The following is a 22770-nucleotide window of genomic DNA, read 5'->3' as shown; positions in this document are numbered from 1 at the left end:
TCTGAGAGGGACCGTCCGGCATTGCCGGGCGGTCCCTTTTTCATGGGTTCGTGCAGGCTGGCCGCGACTTGTTTGCCACCCCAGGCGGTCGTAGGCTGTGGGGCGTGGCGTCGTCGTCGAACTTTTCTGCCAACCGAGGGCTCACCATAGAAAGGCTTCCTGTTCCGAACGGTCCGGAGGCCACTGCCTCGCCGGACTTCAAAGCCTTCCATGCGTTACGCATCGCCCATGAGCTGGCTTTGTGGGGCAACCTGGACCATTCGGCCACATTGGCCGAGTCGTTCATGTTCTGGCAGGGCAACGAATACGAGGAGCGGCACGTCTACCTGGCCCGTTTGGACGGCATTGTGGTGGGCAGCGGATCGCTGACCCTGCCGTTAAGCGAGAACACGACGACGGCGGGTGTGGACGTCGTCGTTGACACAGCTTTCCGGCGGCGCGGCATTGGGACGATGATCCTTGAAGTTCTCGAAAGGGCGGCAGTGGAGCGGAACCGACCTTCTCTTGACGGCTACTGCGGTGAGCCAATCGGGCCCGTCATTGCGGGCGAGGCGCTGCTGGAGGCAAAGTCCGGCACGGGTGGTGTGCCCCTGAACGCGGCATCGACCCGCTTTGCCCTGCACCATGGCTATTCCCTGGAACAGGTCGAAACCAGCAGCACCCTGACACTGCCGATTGATGAGGCGCACCTGATTGAACTCGAAGTCGAGGCGCTGCGCCGGGCAACGGAGTACGACATCATCGGTTGGATGAACGAATGCCCGGACGAACTCCTGGACAGTTTTGCCGGTCTCAAGAGCCTCATGAGCACGGAGGTGCCCATTGCCGGTCTGGGGTGGGAAGGCGAAGAGTGGGACGCCGTGCGGGTTCGGCGTGAGGAATCCACGTGGCGGGCAAGTGGCATGGACTCGGTTGTGGCTGCTGCCCGGCACCGCCCGAGCGGGGAGCTGGCGGCCTATACGGTCCTGACCCACCGTGAGGCGCTGCCGGCGGTCGTCAGCCAGGAAGACACGCTGGTGGCTCCCGGCCACCGGGGACACGGCCTTGGCATGCTGGTCAAAATCGCCAATCTTCGGAGGGCAGAAAGTCTTTGGCCGGACGCCACAGGCGTCATGACATGGAACGCCAATGAAAACCGGCATATGCTGGCCATAAATATCGCCCTTGGATTCAAGCCTTCCGGTTTTGAAGGCGAATGGCAGAAACGGCTGGGATGACTGTACACGAGGCGAAGACCGTTGTTGTCGAGCAGCTATGGGTGCCGGACAATCTGGACAGCCCCAAGGCAAGGGATTTCCTGGACGCCGTTGAAGTGGCGCGACGGGTCCGGATGCAGACCTGGGGGAGCGATGACCTGGCTTACACGCCCCTGGAGAAGCTGCTTGAGTTCTCTGACCCCTATGAGCGCCAGATCATCCTGGTAGCCAAGGTGGACGGGGTCATCGTGGGAACAGTGGACATTGCGCTGCCGCTCGCGGACAACATGGACCTGGCGGAGTTCACCCTCGATATTCTCCCGGAGTATCAGAGCCAGGGCGTGGGTCGTCAGCTCCTGGAGGCCGCAGAGCAGTTGGCACGTTCTGAGGGCCGCACGATGGTTTTGGTGGACACGAGCCATCCGGCGACCTCGCTCACAGAGGTACCTGAAGATCAATTGATTCCCGGCAGCGGCCCGGGCTTCGTGCCTGTCAGCAGCAGGGAAGTGGACTTTGCCCAGCGGGCCGGTTACACCCTTCAGCACATCGAGCAATTCAGTTCCTGCGTGCTGCCGCTGGATTCCAAGCTGGTTGCGGATCTTCAAGCAGAGGCCGAGGAAGCGAACGCTGGCCGCTACAGGCTGCACCATTGGACTGACCGGTGCCCTGAGGCTTGGTTGGAGGCCGTGGCTGAGCTGGAAAACGCCGCGGGGGAGGTTGTCCACGGTGAGGACGGCGAGGAAGAAGACTCCGCTGTCGAGGTTACCGGCATGGTCTTCGACGCCTCGGTTTTACGCGAAACCGAAGACGCCGCATTGGCGCAGGGCCGGCGCACGGTGGTTACCGCCGTCGAGCATATTGAGAGCGGGCGGCTGGCTGGCCTCACCACGATCAGCGTCCTCGCGCACCGTCAGGACGTCGTTTTCCAAGACGATACTTTGGTCCTGCAGGAACACCGCGGCAACAAGTTGGGCCTGCTGATCAAGGTGGCAAACATGGAAAGGCTCAGCGAGCAATTTCCTGATGCCCGGGTCATTTACACCTGGAACGCACCGGAAAACCGGTACCTCCTGACCGTGAACAAGCAATTGGGATTTACGACGGCGGGAGTCACCGGACTCTGGCAAAAGGAGCTTCCCGATCGGGGACCGAAGGTCACGTCGTCGGAGTAGCCAGCCAGGCATCCCACGGGGGAGCGCGACGTCGATTTGGTTTGCTGATCGCTCTCCCGTAACCTTGAAGTACCAAAGACCGTCGGTTGATGGGAATCCACTCTTTCGAGCGCAGCTCAATTCTGCAGCGACGCCCCTGAGAACAAAGTGCATTCCTTGACGAAGGACCCTGAACATAGGGCGGCCGGCGCAGGTGAACGAAGCAAGTCTCCGCAGTGCAAACTGTGTTGAGCCAAGCCCCGTGCATCTGCGCGGGGCGTTTTTAGTTTTAGCTCTCGTGAGCGGGGACCCGGAAGACCGGCTTTATTCCCCGGAAGGAGGGTTATGACAACGCCTAGCAAGGTCTCCGCAGTTGCAGAGATCACCAACGATTTCAAGGAATCGAACGCGGCTGTCCTGACCGAATACCGCGGGCTCACTGTTGCACAGCTCAAGGAACTGCGTGTTGCACTCGGCCAGGACACCAAGTTCTCGGTCGTCAAGAACACCCTGAGTGCCATTGCGGCCAAGGAAGCCGGAGTTGAAGCATTCAACGACCAGCTTGCAGGCCCCACTGCAATCGCCTTTATCAAGGGTGACGCTGTTGCTGCTGCCAAGAGCCTGACGGACTTTGCCAAGGCCAACAAGCAGCTGGTTATCAAGACCGGTTACTTCGAAGGCAAGGCATTGGATGCACAGGGTGTTGCCGCACTGGCAGCCCTCGAGTCCCGCGAACTGCAGCTTGCACGTGTTGCTGGTGTCCTTAAGGCTCCTGCTTCCGCTGCTGCCCGCATCATTGACGCTCTGCGCCTCAAGCTTGAAGAAGAGGGCGGCGCACCTGCACCGGCCGCTGAAGAAGCCCCGGCTGAAGAGGCTGCTGCTGAAGAGGTTGCGGCTCCGGCCGAAGCCGCTGAAGCCGCAACCGAAGAGAACTAAGTTCTCCCCCCAATCAAACTCAGGTGCATGGATCGGCTTTGCCCGGATCTGCACCAACTAATGGAAGGACGCCACCATGGCGAAGCTCAGCAACGAAGAGCTCATTGAAGCTTTCAAGGAACTGACCATCATCGAGCTCTCCGAGTTCGTCAAGCTCTTCGAAGAGACCTTCGAAGTTACGGCCGCTGCTGTTGCAGTTGCCGGCCCCGCCGCTGGCGGTGCTGCTGAAGCTGCTGAAGAGAAGACTGACTTCGACGTCATCCTCGAAGCTGCTGGCGACAAGAAGATCGCAGTGATCAAGGAAGTTCGCGCCATCACCTCCCTCGGCCTCAAGGAAGCCAAGGACCTGGTTGACAGCGCACCGAAGGCTGTTCTCGAAGGCGCCACCAAGGAAGCCGCAGAGAAGGCAAAGGCTCAGCTCGAAGAAGCTGGCGCAACGGTTACCCTCAAGTAACTCGTCTTGCTTGTGGAAGCCCCGTCCGGTTCGCCGGGCGGGGCTTCCTGCTTTAAACAAGCAACGCGGGGTCACTTACGGCCCATCCCATGGGGAATTACCGGCCGTAAGTGACCCCGCGTTGCCTTAAACGGGTTCGCTGATGTCCGCAACGATGGCATTGAGCGCGGACGTGAGGGCGTCCGCGTCCACGAATGCACTCCTGCCATGGGCTCCGGCACCCATCGAGATGCGGCGTCCGGTGATAGTGGCATCCGCATACACCGGCCAGGGCGTGGTGCTTCCAAGGGGAGTGATGGTCCCGCGCTCATAGCCGGTTGCGGCCAGGGCAACATCGGCGTGCGGCAGCGAGAGCTTGTTGACGCCCACCAATGCCCGCAACTTGGGCCAGGAGATCTGCCGGTCGCCGGGGATCAGCGCGAAGAGGAAGCTGCCGTCGCGATGCTTGACCACGAGCGACTTCACGATGTCCCCGGGACTGATCCCGAGGATGCCTGCGGCCTCCTCAAGGCTTTTGGCGGCAGGGCGCTCGACGACGTCCACGTCCAGTCCGCGCGCGGCGGCGTCGGACAGGAACCGTTCGGCCCCGTTCATGTGAGGTTCCACCACGTCCTGTGCCATTAATCGCGGTACAGCAGGAGAGCTTCGCCCTGGCCACCGCCGCCACAGAGGGATACAGCAGCCTTGCCGGTTCCCCTGCGCTTGAGTTCGTGGGCCGCGTGCAGGGCCAGCCGGGCGCCGGAAGCACCGATCGGGTGGCCGAGCGCGATTGCGCCACCGTGGATGTTGCACTTCTCCAGCGGGTAGCTCAAGTCCTTCAATGATTGGACCGCCACAGAGCCGAAGGCTTCGTTAATCTCGATGAAGTCCAGGTCCTCGGCAGTCCATCCGGCCCGCTTCAATGCTTGCGAAATAGCGTTGGACGGCTGGGAGTGCAGTGAGTTGTCCGGGCCGGCCACCTGGCCGGGTTTGCCTACGACCGCAAGGTATTCCAGCCCGTTGTCCGTGGCGAAGCGGCGACTTGTCAGCACGAGTGCGGAGGCGCCGTCCGACAGGGGAGAGGAGTTGCCGGCGGTAATGGTGCCGTCCGTAGCGAAGGCGGCCTTCAAAGGGGCAAGGGTTTCCAGGGTCGTGTTCGGGCGAACGCCCTCGTCCGAGGTGAGGGTTACCGGATCCCCCTTGCGCTGCTTCACGCTCACGGGAGCGATTTCGACGTCGAAAATTCCCTCAGCGATCGCGGCAGCAGCGCGCTGGTGGGAAGCCGCAGCAACTTCGTCCTGCGCGCGGCGGTCAATGCCGAGCGTTACGTTCTTGGTTTCGGTGGACAAGCCCATGGACTGGCCATCGAACGCATCGGTGAGTCCATCATGGGCGGCAACGTCCAGCGCCTGGATCGCGCCGTAGGTCCAACCCTGCCGGGAACCGGGGAGCAGGTGCGGGGCGCGCGTCATCGATTCCTGGCCGCCGGCGACAACTACGGTGGCGTCCCCGCTGCGGATCATCCGGGCGGCATCAATGACAGCCGTGAGGCCGGAGAGGCAAACCTTGTTGATGGTGACGGCAGGGATGTTCCAGCCAACGCCTGCCGCGATAGCGCTCTGCCGTGCAGGATTCTGGCCAGCGCCCGCTTGCAGCACCTGTCCCATGATGACGGCATCCACTTGTTCGGCTTTTACGCCGCTGGCCGCCAGTGCGGCGCTGATGGCGTGGGCGCCGAGGTCGACGGCGGTGAATCCGGCAAGCTGCCCATTCAGCCGACCCTGTGGGGTACGGGAAGCGGCAAGGATGACAACGTCATTGTCGTCAGCGGAGTTGTTCATGGTCTCTCTTCCGATCCGTGGTGGTGTAGCCAAGGCTATCGCGCTGCGTGCGCCAGCCTATCCTTTTCAACGCTCGTACCTGTCGCTGGATTCCATGCCGGGAGATTCCACAACGGGCCCGGTGCCTTGGTCCGCCAGATGCTCCGGGCAAGGTCCGTGGACCGCGCATAGGTGCCTGCGGCAACAGTGCTTGCATTCACGGACAATCTGGGGTAGACAGGAAGGCTACTTTGCCGTATCGTAGATATTTGCGTCTTCCCTGTTAACCTTCAGCCTTCATATAGCGGTGGGCTTTACCTCTCAGCTGCGACATTGACGTGCCGTTCACAACGTGCACTGCCATGTGCGGACTGGGTCCGGGTCATATAGCGGAACCGGAATAAGTATGCTGCGGAGCACTCTGCATCATGCAAACGGGGGAGATCTGAAAACGCCTGAAGGTCTGTGGAAGGATCCCTCTTGGTCGCCTCGAGCACCTCTAATAACGAAACCGCTAACACGGCAAGCACCGATGGTGCCACTCGCCGCCTCTCATTCGCAAAGATTCACGAACCCCTTGATGTTCCGAATCTTCTCGCCCTGCAGACGGACAGCTTTGACTGGCTCGTCGGAAACGAACGCTGGCAGGCGCGGGTAGCGAAGGCTGTCGAGGAGGGCGACCTCAGCGTCGCCACCACCTCCGGACTTGCCGACATCTTCGAAGAGATCTCCCCCATCGAGGACTTCCAGGGCACTATGTCCCTGAGCTTCTCCGAGCCGGAGTTCGCTGATCCGAAGTACACCATGGCCGAATGCAAAGACCGTGACGCCACTTACTCGGCACCGCTGTATGTCAAGGCCGAGTTCATGAACAACAACACGGGCGAAATCAAGCAGCAGACCGTGTTCATGGGCGACTTCCCCCTCATGACTGAAAAGGGAACGTTCGTCGTGAACGGCACCGAGCGTGTCGTTGTCTCCCAGCTGGTCCGCTCGCCGGGCGCCTACTTCGAGCGCACCGCGGACAAGACCAGTGACAAGGACATCTTCACTGCGAAGATCATCCCGTCCCGCGGTGCATGGTTCGAACTCGAAATCGACAAGCGCGACCAGGTCGGCGTCCGCCTCGACCGCAAGCGCAAGCAGTCGGTCACGGTTCTGCTGAAGGCCCTCGGTTGGACCGAAGGTCAGATCCTGGAAGAGTTCGGCCAGTACGACTCCATGCGTGCAACGCTGGAGAAGGACGCCACCGAAACCCGCGAAGACGCACTTCTGGACATCTACCGCAAGCTGCGTCCGGGCGAGCCGCCCACCGTCGAGGCTGCCCAGTCCCTGCTGGACAACCTGTACTTCAACGCCAAGCGTTATGACCTCGCCAAGGTTGGCCGTTACAAGATCAACCGCAAGCTCGGCATCGACCGCTCCCTTGGTGACAAGGAAGCTTCGGTACTGCACGTCGAAGACATCGTCGCCATGATCAAGTTCCTCGTTGCGCTGCACGCCGGCGAGAAGACCCTCATGGGCAAGCGCGATGGCGAAGACCACGAGCTCCGCGTCGAGATCGATGACATCGACCACTTCGGCAACCGTCGCATCCGCGCCGTTGGCGAACTGATCGAAAACCAGGTCCGCACCGGCCTTTCCCGCATGGAGCGTGTTGTTCGCGAACGCATGACCACGCAGGACGTCGAGGCCATCACGCCGCAGACGCTGATCAACATCCGCCCGGTTGTCGCTGCCATCAAGGAGTTCTTCGGAACCTCCCAGCTGTCGCAGTTCATGGACCAGAACAACCCGCTTTCGGGTCTGACCCACAAGCGCCGCCTGTCGGCTCTTGGCCCGGGTGGTCTTTCCCGTGACCGCGCAGGCATGGAAGTTCGAGACGTTCACCCGTCCCACTACGGACGTATGTGCCCCATCGAAACCCCTGAAGGCCCGAACATTGGTCTGATCGGTTCGCTGGCTTCCTACGGCCGCATCAACCCGTTCGGTTTCATCGAGACGCCTTACCGCCTCGTTTCCAACGGCGTGGTCTCGGACGAGGTCCAGTACCTCACCGCCGACGACGAAGCTGAAGTCCTGATCGCACAGGCCAACGCTCCGCTGGACGCTGACAAGAAGTTCTCGGAAGAGACCGTCCTTGTCCGTGCCCGTGGTGGTGGAGGCGAGCCGGTCCTGGTTCCCGCTGCCGAAGTTCAGTTCATGGACGTTTCCCCGCGCCAGATGGTGTCCGTGGCAACCGCCCTGATCCCGTTCCTCGAGCATGACGATGCCAACCGTGCACTCATGGGTGCCAACATGCAGCGCCAGGCTGTGCCGCTGGTTCGTTCCGAGGCTCCTTTCGTGGGTACCGGCATGGAGCGCGCAGCAGCAGTCGACGCCGGTGACGTTGTCATCGCGAAGAAGGCCGGTGTAGTCACCGAGGTTTCCGCTGAGCTCGTTGTCATGATCAACGACGACGGCACGGAGACCAACTACCGCATCAACAAGTTCGCCCGTTCCAACCAGGGCAACTGCTACAACCACCGTGTCCTGGTCAACGAAGGCCAGCGCCTGGAAGTCGGCGGCATCATCGCCGATGGTCCTGCAACGGACCAGGGTGAACTCGCCCTCGGTAAGAACCTGCTCGTGGCATTCATGTCATGGGAAGGCCACAACTTCGAGGACGCCATCATCCTGTCCCAGCGCATTGTTGCTGAGGACGTTCTTTCCTCCATCCACATCGAGGAGCACGAGATCGATGCCCGCGACACCAAGCTTGGTGCCGAGGAAATCACCCGTGACATCCCCAACGTGTCGGAGGAAGTCCTGGCAGGCCTGGACGAACGCGGCATCATCCACATCGGTGCAGAGGTTGAAGCAGGAGACATCCTGGTCGGAAAGGTCACACCCAAGGGTGAAACCGAACTGACTCCGGAAGAGCGTCTTCTCCGCGCCATCTTCGGTGAGAAGTCCCGCGAAGTCCGCGACACCTCCCTGAAGGTTCCCCACGGCGAGTCCGGTACGGTCATCGGCGTCCGCGTCTTCGACCGCGACAACGACGACGAACTGCCCCCGGGCGTGAACCAGCTGGTCCGCGTCTATGTTGCAGCCAAGCGCAAGATCACCGACGGCGACAAGCTCGCCGGCCGTCACGGCAACAAGGGTGTTATCTCCAAGATCCTTCCGATCGAGGACATGCCCTTCCTTGCAGACGGTACCCCGGTGGACATCGTCCTGAACCCGCTTGGTGTTCCGGGTCGTATGAACGTTGGCCAGGTCCTGGAAACCCACCTCGGTTGGGTTGCCAAGACCGGTTGGAAGATCGAAGGCGAGCCGGAGTGGGTCAAGAACCTGCCCAACCTGCCCCGTGAAACCGGCCAGACCACCGTTGCCACCCCGGTGTTCGATGGCGCCCGCGAAGAAGAAATCACGGGCCTGCTTGACTCCACCAACGTGACCCGCGATGGCGACCGCCTGATCGACTCCTCCGGCAAGACCCGTCTGTTCGATGGCCGCTCCGGCGAGCCGTTCCCGGACCCGATCTCCGTCGGTTACATGTACATCCTGAAGCTCCACCACCTGGTGGACGACAAGATCCACGCGCGTTCCACCGGCCCGTACTCCATGATCACGCAGCAGCCGCTGGGTGGTAAGGCACAGTTCGGTGGCCAGCGCTTCGGTGAAATGGAAGTGTGGGCGCTTGAAGCTTACGGCGCTGCCTACACGCTTCAGGAACTCCTCACGATCAAGTCCGATGACATCCATGGTCGTGTGAAGGTCTACGAAGCCATCGTCAAGGGCGAGAACATCCCTGAGCCTGGCGTTCCCGAGTCCTTCAAGGTCTTGATCAAGGAAATGCAGTCGTTGTGCCTGAACGTGGAAGTTCTTTCCACCGACGGAACCACGATCGAAATGCGTGACTCTGATGACGCAGTCTTCACGGCTGCGGAAGAACTGGGCATCGATCTGTCTCGTGCAGAGCCCAGTTCCGTAGAAGAGGTCTAGTAGCCGTTCCGGTGGGCAGCAGTAAATAGCTGCCCACCGGGACAGCTCCCTCTTCCCGTAACCAAGACTTCAGAATTTAGAGAACAAGAGAGAACAGGGACCATATGTCCAGCGAATCCTCCTTCGGCCTCATGCAGATCGGCCTCGCCACCGCGGAAGACATCCGTGGCTGGTCTTACGGTGAGGTCAAGAAGCCGGAAACCATCAACTACCGCACCCTCAAGCCTGAGAAGGACGGTCTTTTCTGCGAGAAGATCTTCGGTCCTTCCCGCGACTGGGAATGCTACTGCGGCAAGTACAAGCGCGTCCGCTTCAAGGGCATCATCTGTGAGCGTTGTGGCGTTGAAGTCACCCGCGCCAAGGTGCGCCGTGAGCGCATGGGCCACATCGAACTGGCTGCGCCTGTAACCCACATCTGGTACTTCAAGGGCGTTCCCTCGCGCTTGGGCTACCTGTTGGACCTGGCTCCGAAGGACCTTGAGAAGGTCATCTACTTCGCTGCCTACATGATCACCAGCGTTGACACGGAAAACCGCCACGCTGAACTGCCGAACCTCCAGGTCGAGCACGACCTCGAGAAGAAGCAGCTCGTGGACAACCGCGACAGCGACATCGCCACGATCGCCCGCGACCTTGAAGACGAGCTTGCCCGTCTTGAAGGTGAAGGTGCCAAGGCTGCCGACAAGAAGAAGGCCCGCGACTCCGCAGACCGCCAGATGGCGAACGTCCGCAAGCGTGCCGACGCCGATATCGAGCGCCTTGAGCAGGTCTGGGACCGCTTCAAGAACCTCAAGGTCGCTGACCTTGAGGGTGACGAGGGCCTGTACCGCGAACTGCGTGACCGCTACGGCATGTACTTCGAAGGCTCCATGGGTGCCGAGGCCATCAAGAAGCGTCTTGAGACCTTTGACATGCAGGCTGAAGCCGAGTCGCTGCGCGACACCATCCAGAACGGCAAGGGCCAGCGCAAGACGCGTGCCCTGAAGCGCCTGAAGGTTGTCAACGCATTCCTGACCACCAACAACAGCCCCCTCGGCATGGTTCTGGACGCCGTCCCGGTGATCCCGCCGGAACTGCGCCCGATGGTCCAGCTGGATGGTGGCCGCTTCGCGACCTCCGACCTCAACGACCTCTACCGCCGTGTGATCAACCGCAACAACCGACTCAAGCGACTGCTTGACCTCGGCGCTCCGGAGATCATCGTCAACAACGAGAAGCGCATGCTTCAGGAAGCTGTTGACAGCCTCTTCGACAACGGTCGTCGTGGCCGCCCCGTTACGGGTCCGGGCAACCGTCCGCTGAAGTCCCTGAGCGACATGCTCAAGGGCAAGCAGGGTCGTTTCCGCCAGAACCTGCTCGGCAAGCGCGTCGACTACTCCGGCCGTTCGGTCATCGTCGTTGGCCCGCAGCTGAAGCTGCACCAGTGTGGTCTGCCCAAGCAGATGGCGCTGGAGCTCTTCAAGCCGTTCGTGATGAAGCGCCTGGTTGACCTCAACCACGCACAGAACATCAAGTCGGCAAAGCGCATGGTCGAGCGTTACCGTCCGCAGGTTTGGGACGTGCTGGAAGAGATCATCACCGAACACCCGGTGCTGCTCAACCGTGCACCTACCCTTCACCGCCTCGGCATCCAGGCCTTCGAACCGCAGCTTGTGGAAGGCAAGGCAATCCAGCTTCACCCGCTGGTTTGTGGCGCCTTCAACGCTGACTTCGACGGCGACCAGATGGCAGTGCACCTGCCGCTGAGCCCGGAAGCCCAGGCCGAAGCCCGCATCCTGATGCTGTCCTCGAACAACATCCTGAAGCCGTCCGATGGCCGCCCGGTTACCCTGCCTTCGCAGGATATGATCATCGGCCTGTACCACCTGACCACCAAGCGCGTCGGCTCTGCCGGCGAAGGCCGCATCTTCTCCTCGGTTTCGGAAGCCATCATGGCGTACGACGCCCGTGATCTGCACCTGAACTCCCAGGTCAAGATCCGTCTGGACAACTTCGTGCCTTACGCCGGTTGGGAAGCTCCGGAAGGTTGGGAGCCGGGTCAGCCTGCTCTCGTCCAGACCTCCCTGGGCCAGGTCATCTTCAACCAGACGCTGCCTGAGGATTACCCGTGGGTTGAGGCTGTTGCCGACAAGGGCGAACTGTCCCGGATCGTCAACGACCTCGCTGAGCGCTACCCGAAGGTTGTCACGGCTGCCACGCTGGACAACCTGAAGGATGCCGGTTTCTACTGGGCAACCCGCTCGGGCGTTACTGTGGCTATCTCCGACATCGAGGTGCCGACCTCCAAGCCCGCCATCCTGGCTGGTTACGAGAACATGGCTGCCAAGATCCAGGGCCAGTACGACAAGGGCCTGATCGACGACGACGAGCGTCGCCAGGAACTGATCGAGATCTGGAACAAGGCCACCAACGAGATCGCCCAGGCGATGCGTGACAGTCTGTCCCCGATGAACACCATCAACCGCATGGTGTCCTCCGGTGCACGTGGTAACTGGATGCAGGTTCGCCAGATCGCGGGTATCCGTGGTCTTGTGGCCAACCCGAAGGGTGAGATCATCCCTCGCCCGATCAAGTCCTCCTACCGCGAGGGCCTGTCGGTGTTGGAATACTTCATCGCCACGCACGGTGCACGTAAGGGTCTGGCCGATACCGCTCTCCGTACCGCCAACTCGGGTTACCTGACCCGTCGTCTGGTGGACGTTTCGCAGGACGTCATCGTCCGTGAAGAGGACTGCGGTACCGAACGCGGTCTGCTCACGCCGATCGCCGTGCCGGATTCCAACGGTGAGCTCGTCCTGGACGAGAACGTCGAGAACAGCGCCTACGCACGTACGCTGGCCGTCGACGTCGTCGATGCCCAGGGCAACGTCCTGGCTGCCGGTGGAACCGACTGCGGCGACGTCGTTATCGACCAGCTGCTGGCTGCAGGCATCACTGAAGTCAAGGTCCGTTCCGTACTCACCTGTGAGTCCAAGGTCGGCACCTGTGCACTCTGCTACGGCCGTTCGCTGGCAACTGGCAAGACCGTGGACATCGGTGAGGCCGTGGGCATCATTGCCGCACAGTCCATCGGTGAGCCCGGTACCCAGCTGACCATGCGTACGTTCCACACCGGTGGTGCCGTTTCTGCCGGTGGTGGCGACGACATCACCCAGGGTCTGCCCCGTATCCAGGAGCTCTTCGAAGCCCGTACTCCGAAGGGTGTCGCACCGATTGCTGAAGCAGCCGGCCGCATCACCATCGAAGAGTCCGAGCGCCAGATGCGCCTGGTCATCACTCCGGACGATGGTTCCGAAGAGATTGCCTACCCGGTGCTGCGCCGTTCCCGTCTCCTCATCGAGGATGGCGAGCACGTCAGCGTCGGCCAGAAGCTGATCAACGGTCCTGTGGACCCGAAGCAGGTTCTGCGCATCATGGGTCCCCGTGCCGCACAGAAGTTCCTTGTGGACGAGGTTCAGGGCGTTTACCGCAGCCAGGGTATTGGTATCCACGACAAGCACGTCGAGGTTATCGTCCGCCAGATGCTGCGCCGCGTGACCGTCATCGAATCCGGCGACTCCGACCTGCTCCCTGGTGAGCTTGCAGAGCGCTCCCGCTTCGAAGACGAGAACCGCCGCGTCGTGTCCGAGGGCAAGTCCCCGGCTTCGGGTCGTCCGGAACTCATGGGTATCACCAAGGCGTCCCTGGCAACCGAGTCCTGGCTGTCGGCCGCTTCCTTCCAGGAAACCACCCGCGTCCTGACGCAGGCGGCCATGGAAGGCAAGAGCGATCCTCTGCTCGGCCTCAAGGAGAACGTCATCATCGGTAAGCTCATCCCGGCCGGTACGGGCCTGCCCCGTTACACGGAGGTCACGGTTGAGCCGACCGAGGAAGCCAAGGCAAGCCTGTTCACGGGCCCCAGCGCTTTCACGGACTTCTCCTATGACGCCCTGGGCGGCGACGGTGCTCCCGAGTTCCACGCCATCCCGCTGGATGACTACGATCTCGGCAACGACTTCCGCTGAAACCAGCAGTAGTTAATGGCTGAAGGATGGGCCCCGCACTCTTGAGTGCGGGGCCCATCCCGTTAACGGGACGCCATACACCCGATTAAGGCCTCAGATCAAGCCGTGCTAGAATTTTGGTAATTGTTCTGTGTGGCAGTGGATGAAGGCCGCCGCAGCATCATTTTGGTTTTGTTCTCATGGTGCTGGGTGGAGCCTGTTTCCGGGTTGCGGGCAACATGCGCAACGAATGCCGCACTTTTGCACGCCTACCGGATGTTTCGGCCGGCCGCATGAGCAACGCCAAAGTTCCCACGTTTACACTGGCTGGCGCCTATGTGTGGGGGCAGAGATCAAACAACGGAGAACACGAAAGTGCCTACGATTAACCAGCTGGTCCGCAAGGGCCGCACGCCTAAGGTCTCCAAGACCAAGGCTCCCGCGCTGAAGGGCAGCCCGATGCGCCGCGGTGTTTGCACCCGCGTCTACACCACCACCCCCAAGAAGCCGAACTCGGCTCTTCGTAAGGTGGCACGTGTGCGCCTCAACGGTGGCGTTGAAGTTACCGCTTACATCCCCGGCGTTGGCCACAACCTCCAGGAGCACTCCATCGTGCTCGTCCGTGGTGGTCGTGTGAAGGACCTTCCGGGTGTCCGCTACAAGATCGTCCGCGGCGCACTCGACACCCAGGGTGTCAAGAACCGCAAGCAGGCCCGCAGCCGTTACGGCGCAAAGATGGAGAAGAAGTAATATGCCTCGCAAGGGTCCGGCCCCGAAGCGGCCGCTAGTTTCCGATCCCGTTTACGGCTCCCCGTTGGTCACTCAGCTGATCAACAAGGTTCTGGTTGACGGCAAGAAGTCCACCGCAGAGCGCATCGTTTACGGCGCCCTCGAAGGTGCACGTGCCAAGTCCGGCGGCGACCCCGTTGCTGCCCTCAAGAAGGCCATGGACAACGTCAAGCCTTCCCTCGAGGTGCGTTCACGCCGTGTTGGTGGCGCCACCTACCAGGTTCCGGTTGAGGTCAAGCCGGGTCGCTCCACCGCCCTCGCCCTGCGTTGGCTCGTGGGCTACTCCAAGGCCCGCCGCGAGAAGACCATGACCGAGCGTCTCCAGAACGAAATCCTGGATGCCTCGAACGGTCTCGGTGCCGCTGTCAAGCGTCGCGAAGACACCCACAAGATGGCCGAGTCCAACAAGGCCTTCGCACACTACCGCTGGTAAATCCTCCCGGGCGCCGTCGGCTCAACCGAGCCGGCGGCGAACGTGTAGTCCATCCGAAAGGGAGACCCCGTGGCACAGGACGTGCTTACCGACCTTAACAAGGTCCGCAATATCGGCATCATGGCCCACATCGATGCCGGCAAGACCACCACTACCGAGCGCATCCTGTTCTACACGGGTGTGAACCACAAGATCGGCGAGACGCACGACGGCGCCTCGACGACCGACTGGATGGAACAGGAAAAGGAACGCGGCATCACCATCACGTCTGCCGCCGTGACTTGCTTCTGGAACCAGAACCAGATCAACATCATCGACACCCCGGGCCACGTGGACTTCACGGTTGAGGTTGAGCGCTCCCTGCGCGTCCTCGACGGTGCTGTCGCTGTGTTCGACGGCAAGGAAGGCGTGGAGCCGCAGTCCGAGACTGTTTGGCGCCAGGCTGACAAGTACAACGTTCCGCGTATCTGCTTCGTCAACAAGATGGACAAGCTGGGTGCGGACTTCTACTTCACCGTTGACACCATCATTTCCCGCCTTGGTGCCAAGCCGCTGGTCATGCAGCTCCCGATCGGCGCTGAGAACGACTTCATCGGCGTGGTTGACCTCCTCGAAATGCGTGCCCTGGTTTGGCCTGGCGACGCAAAGGGTGACGTCACCATGGGCGCTTCCTACGAAGTGCAGGAAATTCCGGCGGACCTCCAGGCCAAGGCTGAAGAGTACCGTGCACAGCTCGTAGAGACCGTTGCGGAAGCATCCGAAGAGCTCATGGAGAAGTACCTCGAAGGTGAAGAACTCACCCTTGAGGAACTGAAGGCCGGCATCCGCAAGATGACCATCAACTCCGAGCTCTACCCCGTGTTCTGTGGCTCTGCCTTCAAGAACCGCGGCGTACAGCCGATGCTTGACGCTGTTGTCGACTTCCTGCCGAACCCGCTCGACGTCCCCGCGATGATCGGTCACGATCCCCGCGACGAAGAGAAGGAACTCACCCGCAAGCCCTCTGCAGACGAGCCGTTCTCGGCCCTCGCCTTCAAGATTGCGGCGCACCCGTTCTTCGGTCAGCTGACCTTCATCCGCGTGTACTCCGGTCACGTCGAGGCCGGCGCCCAGGTGGTCAACTCCACCAAGGGCAAGAAGGAACGCATCGGCAAGCTGTTCCAGATGCACGCCAACAAGGAAATGCCCGTTGAGGGCGCTACCGCCGGCCACATCTACGCAGCCATCGGTCTGAAGGACACCACAACGGGCGATACCCTGTGTGATGCCAACCAGCAGATCGTCCTCGAGTCCATGAGCTTCCCGGAGCCCGTGATCTCGGTTGCCATCGAGCCCAACACCAAGGGTGACCAGGAGAAGCTCTCCACGGCCATCCAGAAGCTCTCCGCTGAGGACCCGACCTTCCAGGTCTCCCTCAACGAAGACACGGGCCAGACCATCATCGCCGGCATGGGCGAGCTCCACCTGGACATCCTGGTGGACCGCATGCGCCGCGAATTCAAGGTTGAGGCAAACGTTGGCAAGCCGCAGGTTGCTTACCGCGAAACCATCAAGCGCGCCGTAGAGCGTCACGACTACACGCACAAGAAGCAGACCGGTGGTTCGGGTCAGTTCGCAAAGATCCAGATCGCGATCGAGCCGATGGACACCTCTTCCGGCGAGCTGTACGAGTTCGAGAACAAGGTCACCGGTGGCCGCGTTCCGCGCGAATACATCCCGTCCGTTGACGCTGGTATCCAGGATGCACTGAACGACGGCGTCCTGGCCGGCTACCCGGTTGTCGGCATCAAGGCCACGCTGATTGATGGCGCGTCCCACGATGTTGACTCTTCGGAAATGGCGTTCAAGATCGCCGGCCGTATGGCTTTCAAGGAAGCTGCACGCAAGGCGAACCCTGTTCTGCTCGAACCGCTGATGGATGTTGAGGTCCGCACACCTGAGGAATACATGGGTGATGTTATTGGTGACCTGAACGCCCGCCGTGGCCAGATGCAGTCCATGGAGGACGCAGCAGGTGTGAAGGTTATCCGTGCACACGTTCCGCTGTCCGGCATGTTCGGTTACATTGGCGACCTCCGTTCCAAGACGCAGGGTCGTGCCGTGTACTCCATGACGTTCAACAGCTACGCGGAGGTCCCGAAGGCTGTAGCCGACGAGATCATCCAGAAAACCCGCGGAGAGTAATCTCCCGGCAACGGATGCTATTCCGATTCCGGGAGGGCATCTTAGCGTGTGAGGCGGGGCTGCGGCGAAAGCCGTGGCCCGGCCCCTGCGCGAACAGGCTCTAGGAACTAGTATTGGTTCCTGAATCTGCAATTTCACCAAAACCAAGCCCCCAAGTAGACTTGCTAAAGTTTCTGCCGCGAAAAGCGCGGCCGAGGAGCACTTCACTTGAAATCGTTCTAGGAGGAACCTGTGGCAAAGGCAAAGTTCGAGCGGACTAAGCCGCACGTCAACATCGGCACCATTGGTCACGTTGACCACGGTAAGACGACGCTGACTGCCGCCATTTCCAAGGTGCTGTACGACCAGTACCCGGACATCAACGAGCAGCGCGACTTCGCGTCCATCGACTCTGCTCCGGAAGAGCGCCAGCGCGGTATTACCATCAACATCTCCCACGTGGAGTACCAGACCGAGAAGCGTCACTACGCACACGTTGACGCCCCCGGTCACGCTGACTACATCAAGAACATGATCACCGGTGCTGCCCAGATGGACGGCGCAATCCTCGTGGTTGCCGCAACCGATGGTCCGATGGCCCAGACCCGCGAGCACGTTCTGCTCGCCCGCCAGGTTGGTGTTCCCTACCTGCTGGTCGCACTGAACAAGTCGGACATGGTTGATGACGAAGAACTCCTCGACCTCGTCGAAATGGAAGTTCGTGAGCTCCTGAGCTCGCAGGGCTTCGATGGCGATGAAGCTCCGGTTGTTCGCGTTTCCGGTCTGAAGGCTCTGGAAGGCGACCCGGTTTGGGTCAAGTCCGTCCAGGACCTGATGGCAGCTGTCGACGAGTCCGTTCCGGACCCCGTACGTGACCGCGACAAGCCGTTCCTGATGCCGATCGAAGACGTCTTCACCATCACCGGTCGTGGCACCGTTGTTACGGGCCGCGCCGAGCGTGGAACCCTCGCCATCAACTCCGAGGTCGAGATCGTCGGTATCCGCCCGGTCCAGAAGACCACGGTTACCGGTATCGAGATGTTCCACAAGCAGCTCGACGAAGCATGGGCCGGCGAGAACTGTGGCCTCCTGCTCCGCGGTCTCAAGCGCGACGACGTCGAGCGTGGCCAGGTTGTCGTCAAGCCGGGTTCCATCACCCCGCACACCGACTTCGAGGCCAACGTCTACATCCTTTCCAAGGACGAAGGCGGACGTCACAACCCGTTCTACTCGAACTACCGCCCGCAGTTCTACTTCCGTACCACGGACGTAACCGGCGTTATCACCCTGCCGGAAGGCACGGAAATGGTTATGCCTGGCGACAACACTGAGATGACCGTTGAGCTCATCCAGCCGATCGCTATGGAAGAGGGCCTCGGCTTCGCTATCCGCGAAGGCGGCCGCACCGTTGGTTCGGGACGTGTTACCAAGATCATCAAGTAGTTTCTACTTGTAGATCGGCAAACTTCCCGCCTGGTCGGTAGCAAGCCAAAGAAGAACCCCACCGCTTTTGCCGTGGGGTTCTTCTTTGCTATGATTAATCTATCGATTGGATTAATGCCGTGCAGGCCTTGCGCCCGGCTTCACCGTAGGAGCTTCCATGCTGGGATTCTTGACGACGGGCCTTGTACTGCTGCTTTTGGTCGTTATTGGTGTCATTGGTTATGCGCTGGGTTTGGTGCGGGGCCGACGGGAGGCCGCCCGTTCGACGCCGGCTGTCAGAGCCGACGACGCCGCCACTTACCGTGCGGGGTATCTCGCCGGCCATTTGGCAGGTTGGGAGGACGCGCGGGGGCAAAGCCAGCGGCCTGCAGTGCGGGAGCAACCGGCGGCACCGCAGCAACCAGCGACAGTACAGCAGCCGGCGACAGTCCAACAACCGAGGACGGTGCTGCAACCGCCTGCAATATTGCAGCCGACGCCGTTCCAGCCCGTGCTCCTGCCTCCTGCCTTTCAGCAGACCGTGGGAAGTACTGCGCCACCCCGGGTTCCGCTGTCGTACAGTCGCGGGCCTGTGCCCGAGCCAAGTTTTGCTCCTACGCCACAACAGTGGCAATTCCAGCCGACGCTCACCCCGCGTGAGAGCCCGGAAACGGTAGCGGCGAGAAAGGAGAAGCGCGACCGCCAAAACATCAACATCACCCTGTACGTCGCGAGTCTGTTGCTTGTTGCCGCCGGCGCCCTGTTTGTTGGAACCAGTCTTCCTGGGGTTTTTCGGTTTGTGGCTATTTGGGCGATCACCATCTTGTTCTATGCTTCAGGACTCATCATCCAGCGAAGGGTGCCGCGGCTTCGCCCGGCAGCCATGGCCTTTACGGGAACAGGGCTGGCCCTGGTCCCGGTTACAGGTTTGGCCATGTACAACTTTGCCCTCCATGACGGCCCCATGGCATGGCTGATCACTTCATTGCTGGGAACTGCTGCCTACGTTTACGCTGCTCTGCGCCTCGATAACAAGGTGCTGGCGTTGCTGTCACTTACCTTCGTGGTTTCCACGGCGTGGTCCGGAGTATCAGTGCTAGGCGGGGCCCTGGTCTGGTACTTTACGGCGCTCATTGGCGTTGCCATTCTCTTCACACTGGCTGCACTGGTTCACCCCCGTTGGATCCCTCCGCTCTATGTGCGTCCTTTGGTGGTGCTGCATCCCTTTGTAGTGCCGTTCGTGGGGCTCGCGGTAACCATGACGCCCAGCTTCCTGGCCAAGGGGGAGTACCCCATGGTCATGGTGATGTGCGCGCTGTACTTTGCGGTGATGCTGCTTGTGAGGTCAGGCCAGCACCGTTTGCTGAACTTCTATTTCGCCCGCGCCGCCTCCACCTTGGCTGTGTTGGGTTTTGTGTGGGATGTATCTGCGGATTCAAGCCACGTGCTGCTGGCAGGAATCATCTGTCTGGGTCTCCAATCGGTTGGAGTCGCATTCGGCGGAAAACGCCTGGTTCCACGTACGTGGTGGTACGACGCCGTCTGGTGCCTCGGGCTGCAAATTGTTGCCTCGGTTGTGCTCATGGTCATGCTTGGCATGGGAAACTTCCAGCTGCCGGAGTTCCTGCCGCTCTTCATCGCGATATCGACTTCCATGGTGGTGGGGTGGAAGCTGGGCCAGGGGGCAGAGTTCGCACCGGCCGCCGTACTTGTTGTGGCAATACCGTTCGTTGGGTTGCTGGGTGCGTGGCCTGTGACCGTGCTGCTCGCTGTCGCCGGCCTGTACTGGTTCCTTCTGGGAGCCATCAGGCCAGGGCCACTTCGACATGTCTACGTCCTGGCTGGGCGGGTCGCCCTGACGCTGGCTGTAACGGTGTCGGCTGCGGGCGTCTTCACCGACCATCCGGACAGGTCTGCCTACACGTTGTTCGCTTTCGTGGCGGCGTGTGCCGTACAGCAGCTGGTGAGTGCCTTGCTTGAGGGCAACGGTGTCCGCACCGTGGGAGCACAGGCGTCCACGGCGGGGTTCGGCGGTGTGGCGATGGCAGGACTTCTTGCTTTGCCTCTTTTCGATGCCGCACCCGGGCGGCCCATTGTGGCGGTTGCTGTGGGGGTGGTGGTTGCCGCAGGTTTGGTGTCCGGCTGGTTGCTGTTCCCCCAGGGTAAGGGCAGCAGTGGTTCCGGCCCCGCAGGTGGTGGCGTGCTGACCTGGCGTCCGACCATGGGGGAGTTCCTTGCTCCGACCGCCGCTACGGTGGCAGGCATCGTGGCTGTGGTTGCTGTGTCGCGGACTCTGGGTAACGTTGTTCTCTTGGCGGCTGTCACCTACTTCTGCGCCACAGCCCTCCGGCTGCCCGCTTCCTTGCATAGGCAAAGCTACTGGTGGTTGGCGCGCGCTGCAGGAACCCTGTTGGCTGCCTCGGCCTACTACGACACAACGAAGGATGCCGGATTCCGGATTGCCGGTGAAGCGGTTGGCGTCGGACTGACTGTCACAGTCGTTCTCGCCCTACAGCTGATCCTGCCTCTGCGTGCGGGTTATGTTGCGAAGTTCCCACGCCCGGCCATTATTGATGCTGGAGTGGTGCTTGCCGCCATGGTCCTGTGCAGTATGTTCCTCACCATGGATGGGGTTCCGGGGGGTCGCGAGGGCTGGCAACCAGGTGCCGCTGCCACGCTGGCGGCACTGGCGGCCGTGGCCGTGAGTACCGCGCTTCGAGCGCACAAACCGGGATGGTTGTTCGCTCCTGCGGCAATGGTTCTGCTGCTCGCCCTCCGGCTTGGAAATGTCAGGGATCTGGAACTCCTGCTGGGCATCTTTACGGCATATAGCGGCTTCATGGTTGCTGTCACCGGTCAACGCCTCGCCCGTGGTGGCTACCTGTTGGCTGTGCGCATTCTCTCCGGGGCCTTGGTCACACTTGTGGTGGCCGACTTCACGGAGTCGGCTGCGGCTACATCTGTCACCGTCGCGCTGATCCTTATCCTGCAGTTGCCGGTGCAGTTCCTTCTGCAGTCCTTTCTCCAGGGGCGGCACAGCGATGACCCCTTCCAGAAGGCAATGGTTTGGGCCGTTCCAAGTGCACAGCTACTACTCCCACTGGCCTACTTCCTCGCAGAAGACTACGACGGCGGTGGCCGTTGGGTGCTCCTCGCGGAGTTGGCATTCGTTCCGGTAACAGCCGCGATCGCGTGGCGCACCTTTGGTGCCCGGGGAGCGCAGTACTTTGGGATCGCTGCAGTCACGGCAGGAGTGATTGCCGCTGGACCCGCCCTGGGCTTCCCATCCGATACGTGGTTGTATCAGCCGTTGCTGGATAAGTATCAAGTGCCCTGGGTACTGCTTGCGCTGGCTGTGGCTGCCGTGGTTGCCAGGGCAGTTTTCCCGCCCCTGAACGCGGGGTCAGTCAGGACCGGCGAGGGTTCACCCGCCGCTGTGGCCGAACGGTTGCTGTGGTTGATTTCGGCACTCACCTTCACCACTGCCGGCGGATTGTTGGCTCTGGCGACGTCCCTGTCGCTGAGCGGTTTTGCCGTCCTGGTTCTGGCGTCGGTGCTGTTCGCTGCGTCGCACTTTGAGGGCATGCCTTCCCTCTATGCCGCGGCCGCGCCCGCCGCGCTGGTTGGTGCCGTGACCGCCGTCGACGGTTTGCTGGATGGCCGCGAACCGACTCCCTGGGACTCCTTCGTTCCATGGCTGATAGGCGCAATGGGAACCGGGGCGGCCATGTATGTGGTCCGACGACTGGGCGGACCTTCCATCACCTCACAACCCTGGCGGCGGAACGCCCTGGTGATAACTTCGATCACGGGGCTTGGCGCAGCTGCGGCCGCCGGCCTGGCACGGGACCAGACCTCGCTGGTGGGTGCGGGCCTGATCCTGGTTGCCGGAGTGTTGGTGGTCATCGAGGTCCCGAACGGCAAGCGCCTGGCCGGAGAAATCACTGCACTGGCAACCCTTGCAGGGTTCCAACGGGCCGTGCTGTTTGTGGATGGCGGCTCACCTGACTGGTTCTGGGCCGCGCAATGGTACGTCGTCGCGGGCGCGGTTACGGCAGGGGTGCGCTACATGGGCTTCCAGCGTCCAGAGGGACAATTGCGGCTTGCCCTCACAGCAGGGCTGCTGTCCTTGACAGCCGTGGGGACAAGTTTCGTGGGAACATCGTCCCAGCAGATATACGTCCTCGTGGCTCATGTGGTGCTCCTGGTGGCCGGACTCCTCCTGGCTGAGCGAATGTTCGTGTGGTGGGGCGCTGCTGGTGTGGCAGCCAGCATCATGTGGGCGCTGCGCAGTTACGCATTCGCCATGCTGGCACTCGTCGCCTTGGCCCTCATCGTCCTGGCGGTATGGAGGCTGAACCGAAAACCGCCTGCAACCGACGGAAACAATCCAACACCGGAACCCTCACCTGCATCCAGCCGGGATGGAATCCGCTAACGTTGAACCCAATGAGAGG

The 22770-nt window shown here is 61.4% G+C and carries 13 protein-coding genes; 11 read left to right on the top strand and 2 right to left on the bottom strand.

Annotated features, from left to right (window positions below; genetic code table 11):
* The first annotated feature begins 104 nt into the window (after positions 1–104).
* The 4 genes from LDN82_RS16095 to rplL all read left to right on the top strand — a co-directional run bounded on the left by LDN82_RS16095 (position 105) and on the right by rplL (position 3737).
* Complete coding sequence (locus LDN82_RS16095; protein ID WP_224165003.1) at positions 105–1217, top strand: GNAT family N-acetyltransferase; 1113 nt, start codon at positions 105–107, stop codon at positions 1215–1217.
* Entirely contained in the window at positions 1196–2368 is a 1173-nt protein-coding gene (locus LDN82_RS16090) for a GNAT family N-acetyltransferase (RefSeq protein WP_224165002.1), read from the top strand. Before LDN82_RS16095 ends, LDN82_RS16090 begins: the two co-directional genes overlap by 22 nt.
* Before the next feature lie 324 nt (positions 2369–2692).
* The gene (gene rplJ, locus LDN82_RS16085) at positions 2693–3283 is read left to right on the top strand and encodes a 50S ribosomal protein L10 (RefSeq protein ID WP_223933997.1); all 591 of its coding nucleotides are present in this window, start codon (positions 2693–2695) and stop codon (positions 3281–3283) included.
* Positions 3284–3359: 76 nt separating this feature from the next.
* Entirely contained in the window at positions 3360–3737 is a 378-nt protein-coding gene (gene rplL, locus LDN82_RS16080; protein WP_223933995.1) for a 50S ribosomal protein L7/L12, read from the top strand.
* A gap of 126 nt (positions 3738–3863) precedes the next feature.
* Here the strand turns inward: rplL and LDN82_RS16075 are convergent, their stop codons facing one another.
* Together LDN82_RS16075 and LDN82_RS16070 are read right to left on the bottom strand one after the other, a co-directional pair.
* Positions 3864–4358, bottom strand: coding sequence for a YbaK/EbsC family protein (locus tag LDN82_RS16075; protein ID WP_224165001.1), 495 nt, complete (start codon positions 4356–4358; stop codon positions 3864–3866).
* Positions 4358–5557: an acetyl-CoA C-acetyltransferase gene (locus LDN82_RS16070; protein WP_224088322.1), complete on the bottom strand. Its 1200-nt coding sequence runs from the start codon at positions 5555–5557 to the stop codon at positions 4358–4360. Before LDN82_RS16070 ends, LDN82_RS16075 begins: the two co-directional genes overlap by 1 nt.
* Before the next feature lie 459 nt (positions 5558–6016).
* Between LDN82_RS16070 and rpoB the strand changes: the two genes are divergently transcribed.
* The 7 genes from rpoB (at position 6017) to LDN82_RS16035 (ending at position 22751) form a co-directional block, all read left to right on the top strand.
* Positions 6017–9523 carry a DNA-directed RNA polymerase subunit beta gene (gene rpoB / locus LDN82_RS16065; protein WP_223933989.1) on the top strand — a complete coding sequence of 1169 codons (3507 nt, stop codon included), beginning with the start codon at positions 6017–6019 and terminating at the stop codon, positions 9521–9523.
* A 104-nt stretch (positions 9524–9627) separates the two neighbouring features.
* Entirely contained in the window at positions 9628–13527 is a 3900-nt protein-coding gene (locus LDN82_RS16060) for a DNA-directed RNA polymerase subunit beta' (RefSeq protein WP_224165000.1), read from the top strand.
* Between the two features lie 354 nt (positions 13528–13881).
* Positions 13882–14256 (top strand): 30S ribosomal protein S12, encoded by a 375-nt coding sequence (rpsL, locus tag LDN82_RS16055; protein ID WP_009358312.1) that lies wholly within the window; start codon positions 13882–13884, stop codon positions 14254–14256.
* A gap of 1 nt (position 14257) precedes the next feature.
* Positions 14258–14728: a 30S ribosomal protein S7 gene (gene rpsG, locus LDN82_RS16050; RefSeq protein WP_003803829.1), complete on the top strand. Its 471-nt coding sequence runs from the start codon at positions 14258–14260 to the stop codon at positions 14726–14728.
* 69 nt (positions 14729–14797) lie between these two features.
* Positions 14798–16912 (top strand): elongation factor G, encoded by a 2115-nt coding sequence (gene fusA / locus LDN82_RS16045; RefSeq protein WP_224088320.1) that lies wholly within the window; start codon positions 14798–14800, stop codon positions 16910–16912.
* A gap of 231 nt (positions 16913–17143) precedes the next feature.
* Positions 17144–18334: an elongation factor Tu gene (gene tuf, locus LDN82_RS16040; RefSeq protein ID WP_224088318.1), complete on the top strand. Its 1191-nt coding sequence runs from the start codon at positions 17144–17146 to the stop codon at positions 18332–18334.
* Between the two features lie 157 nt (positions 18335–18491).
* Complete coding sequence (locus LDN82_RS16035; protein WP_224164999.1) at positions 18492–22751, top strand: hypothetical protein; 4260 nt, start codon at positions 18492–18494, stop codon at positions 22749–22751.
* The last annotated feature ends 19 nt before the right edge of the window (positions 22752–22770 follow it).

Origin of the sequence: Arthrobacter sp. StoSoilA2 (assembly GCF_019977195.1) — a bacterium.
In the GTDB taxonomy this organism is placed as follows: Bacteria; Actinomycetota; Actinomycetes; order Actinomycetales; family Micrococcaceae; genus Arthrobacter.
This window is presented reverse-complemented; position numbering and strand designations above follow the sequence as displayed.

Coding starts and splice junctions, on each gene's coding strand:
- LDN82_RS16090 (WP_224165002.1), top strand. CDS start 1,196: ATGGCAGAAACGGCTGGGATGACTGTACACGAGGCGAAGACCGTTGTT.
- LDN82_RS16035 (WP_224164999.1), top strand. CDS start 18,492: ATGCTGGGATTCTTGACGACGGGCCTTGTACTGCTGCTTTTGGTCGTT.
- LDN82_RS16075 (WP_224165001.1), bottom strand. CDS start 4,358: ATGGCACAGGACGTGGTGGAACCTCACATGAACGGGGCCGAACGGTTC.
- LDN82_RS16070 (WP_224088322.1), bottom strand. CDS start 5,557: ATGAACAACTCCGCTGACGACAATGACGTTGTCATCCTTGCCGCTTCC.
- rpsG (WP_003803829.1), top strand. CDS start 14,258: ATGCCTCGCAAGGGTCCGGCCCCGAAGCGGCCGCTAGTTTCCGATCCC.
- rplL (WP_223933995.1), top strand. CDS start 3,360: ATGGCGAAGCTCAGCAACGAAGAGCTCATTGAAGCTTTCAAGGAACTG.
- rplJ (WP_223933997.1), top strand. CDS start 2,693: ATGACAACGCCTAGCAAGGTCTCCGCAGTTGCAGAGATCACCAACGAT.
- LDN82_RS16060 (WP_224165000.1), top strand. CDS start 9,628: ATGTCCAGCGAATCCTCCTTCGGCCTCATGCAGATCGGCCTCGCCACC.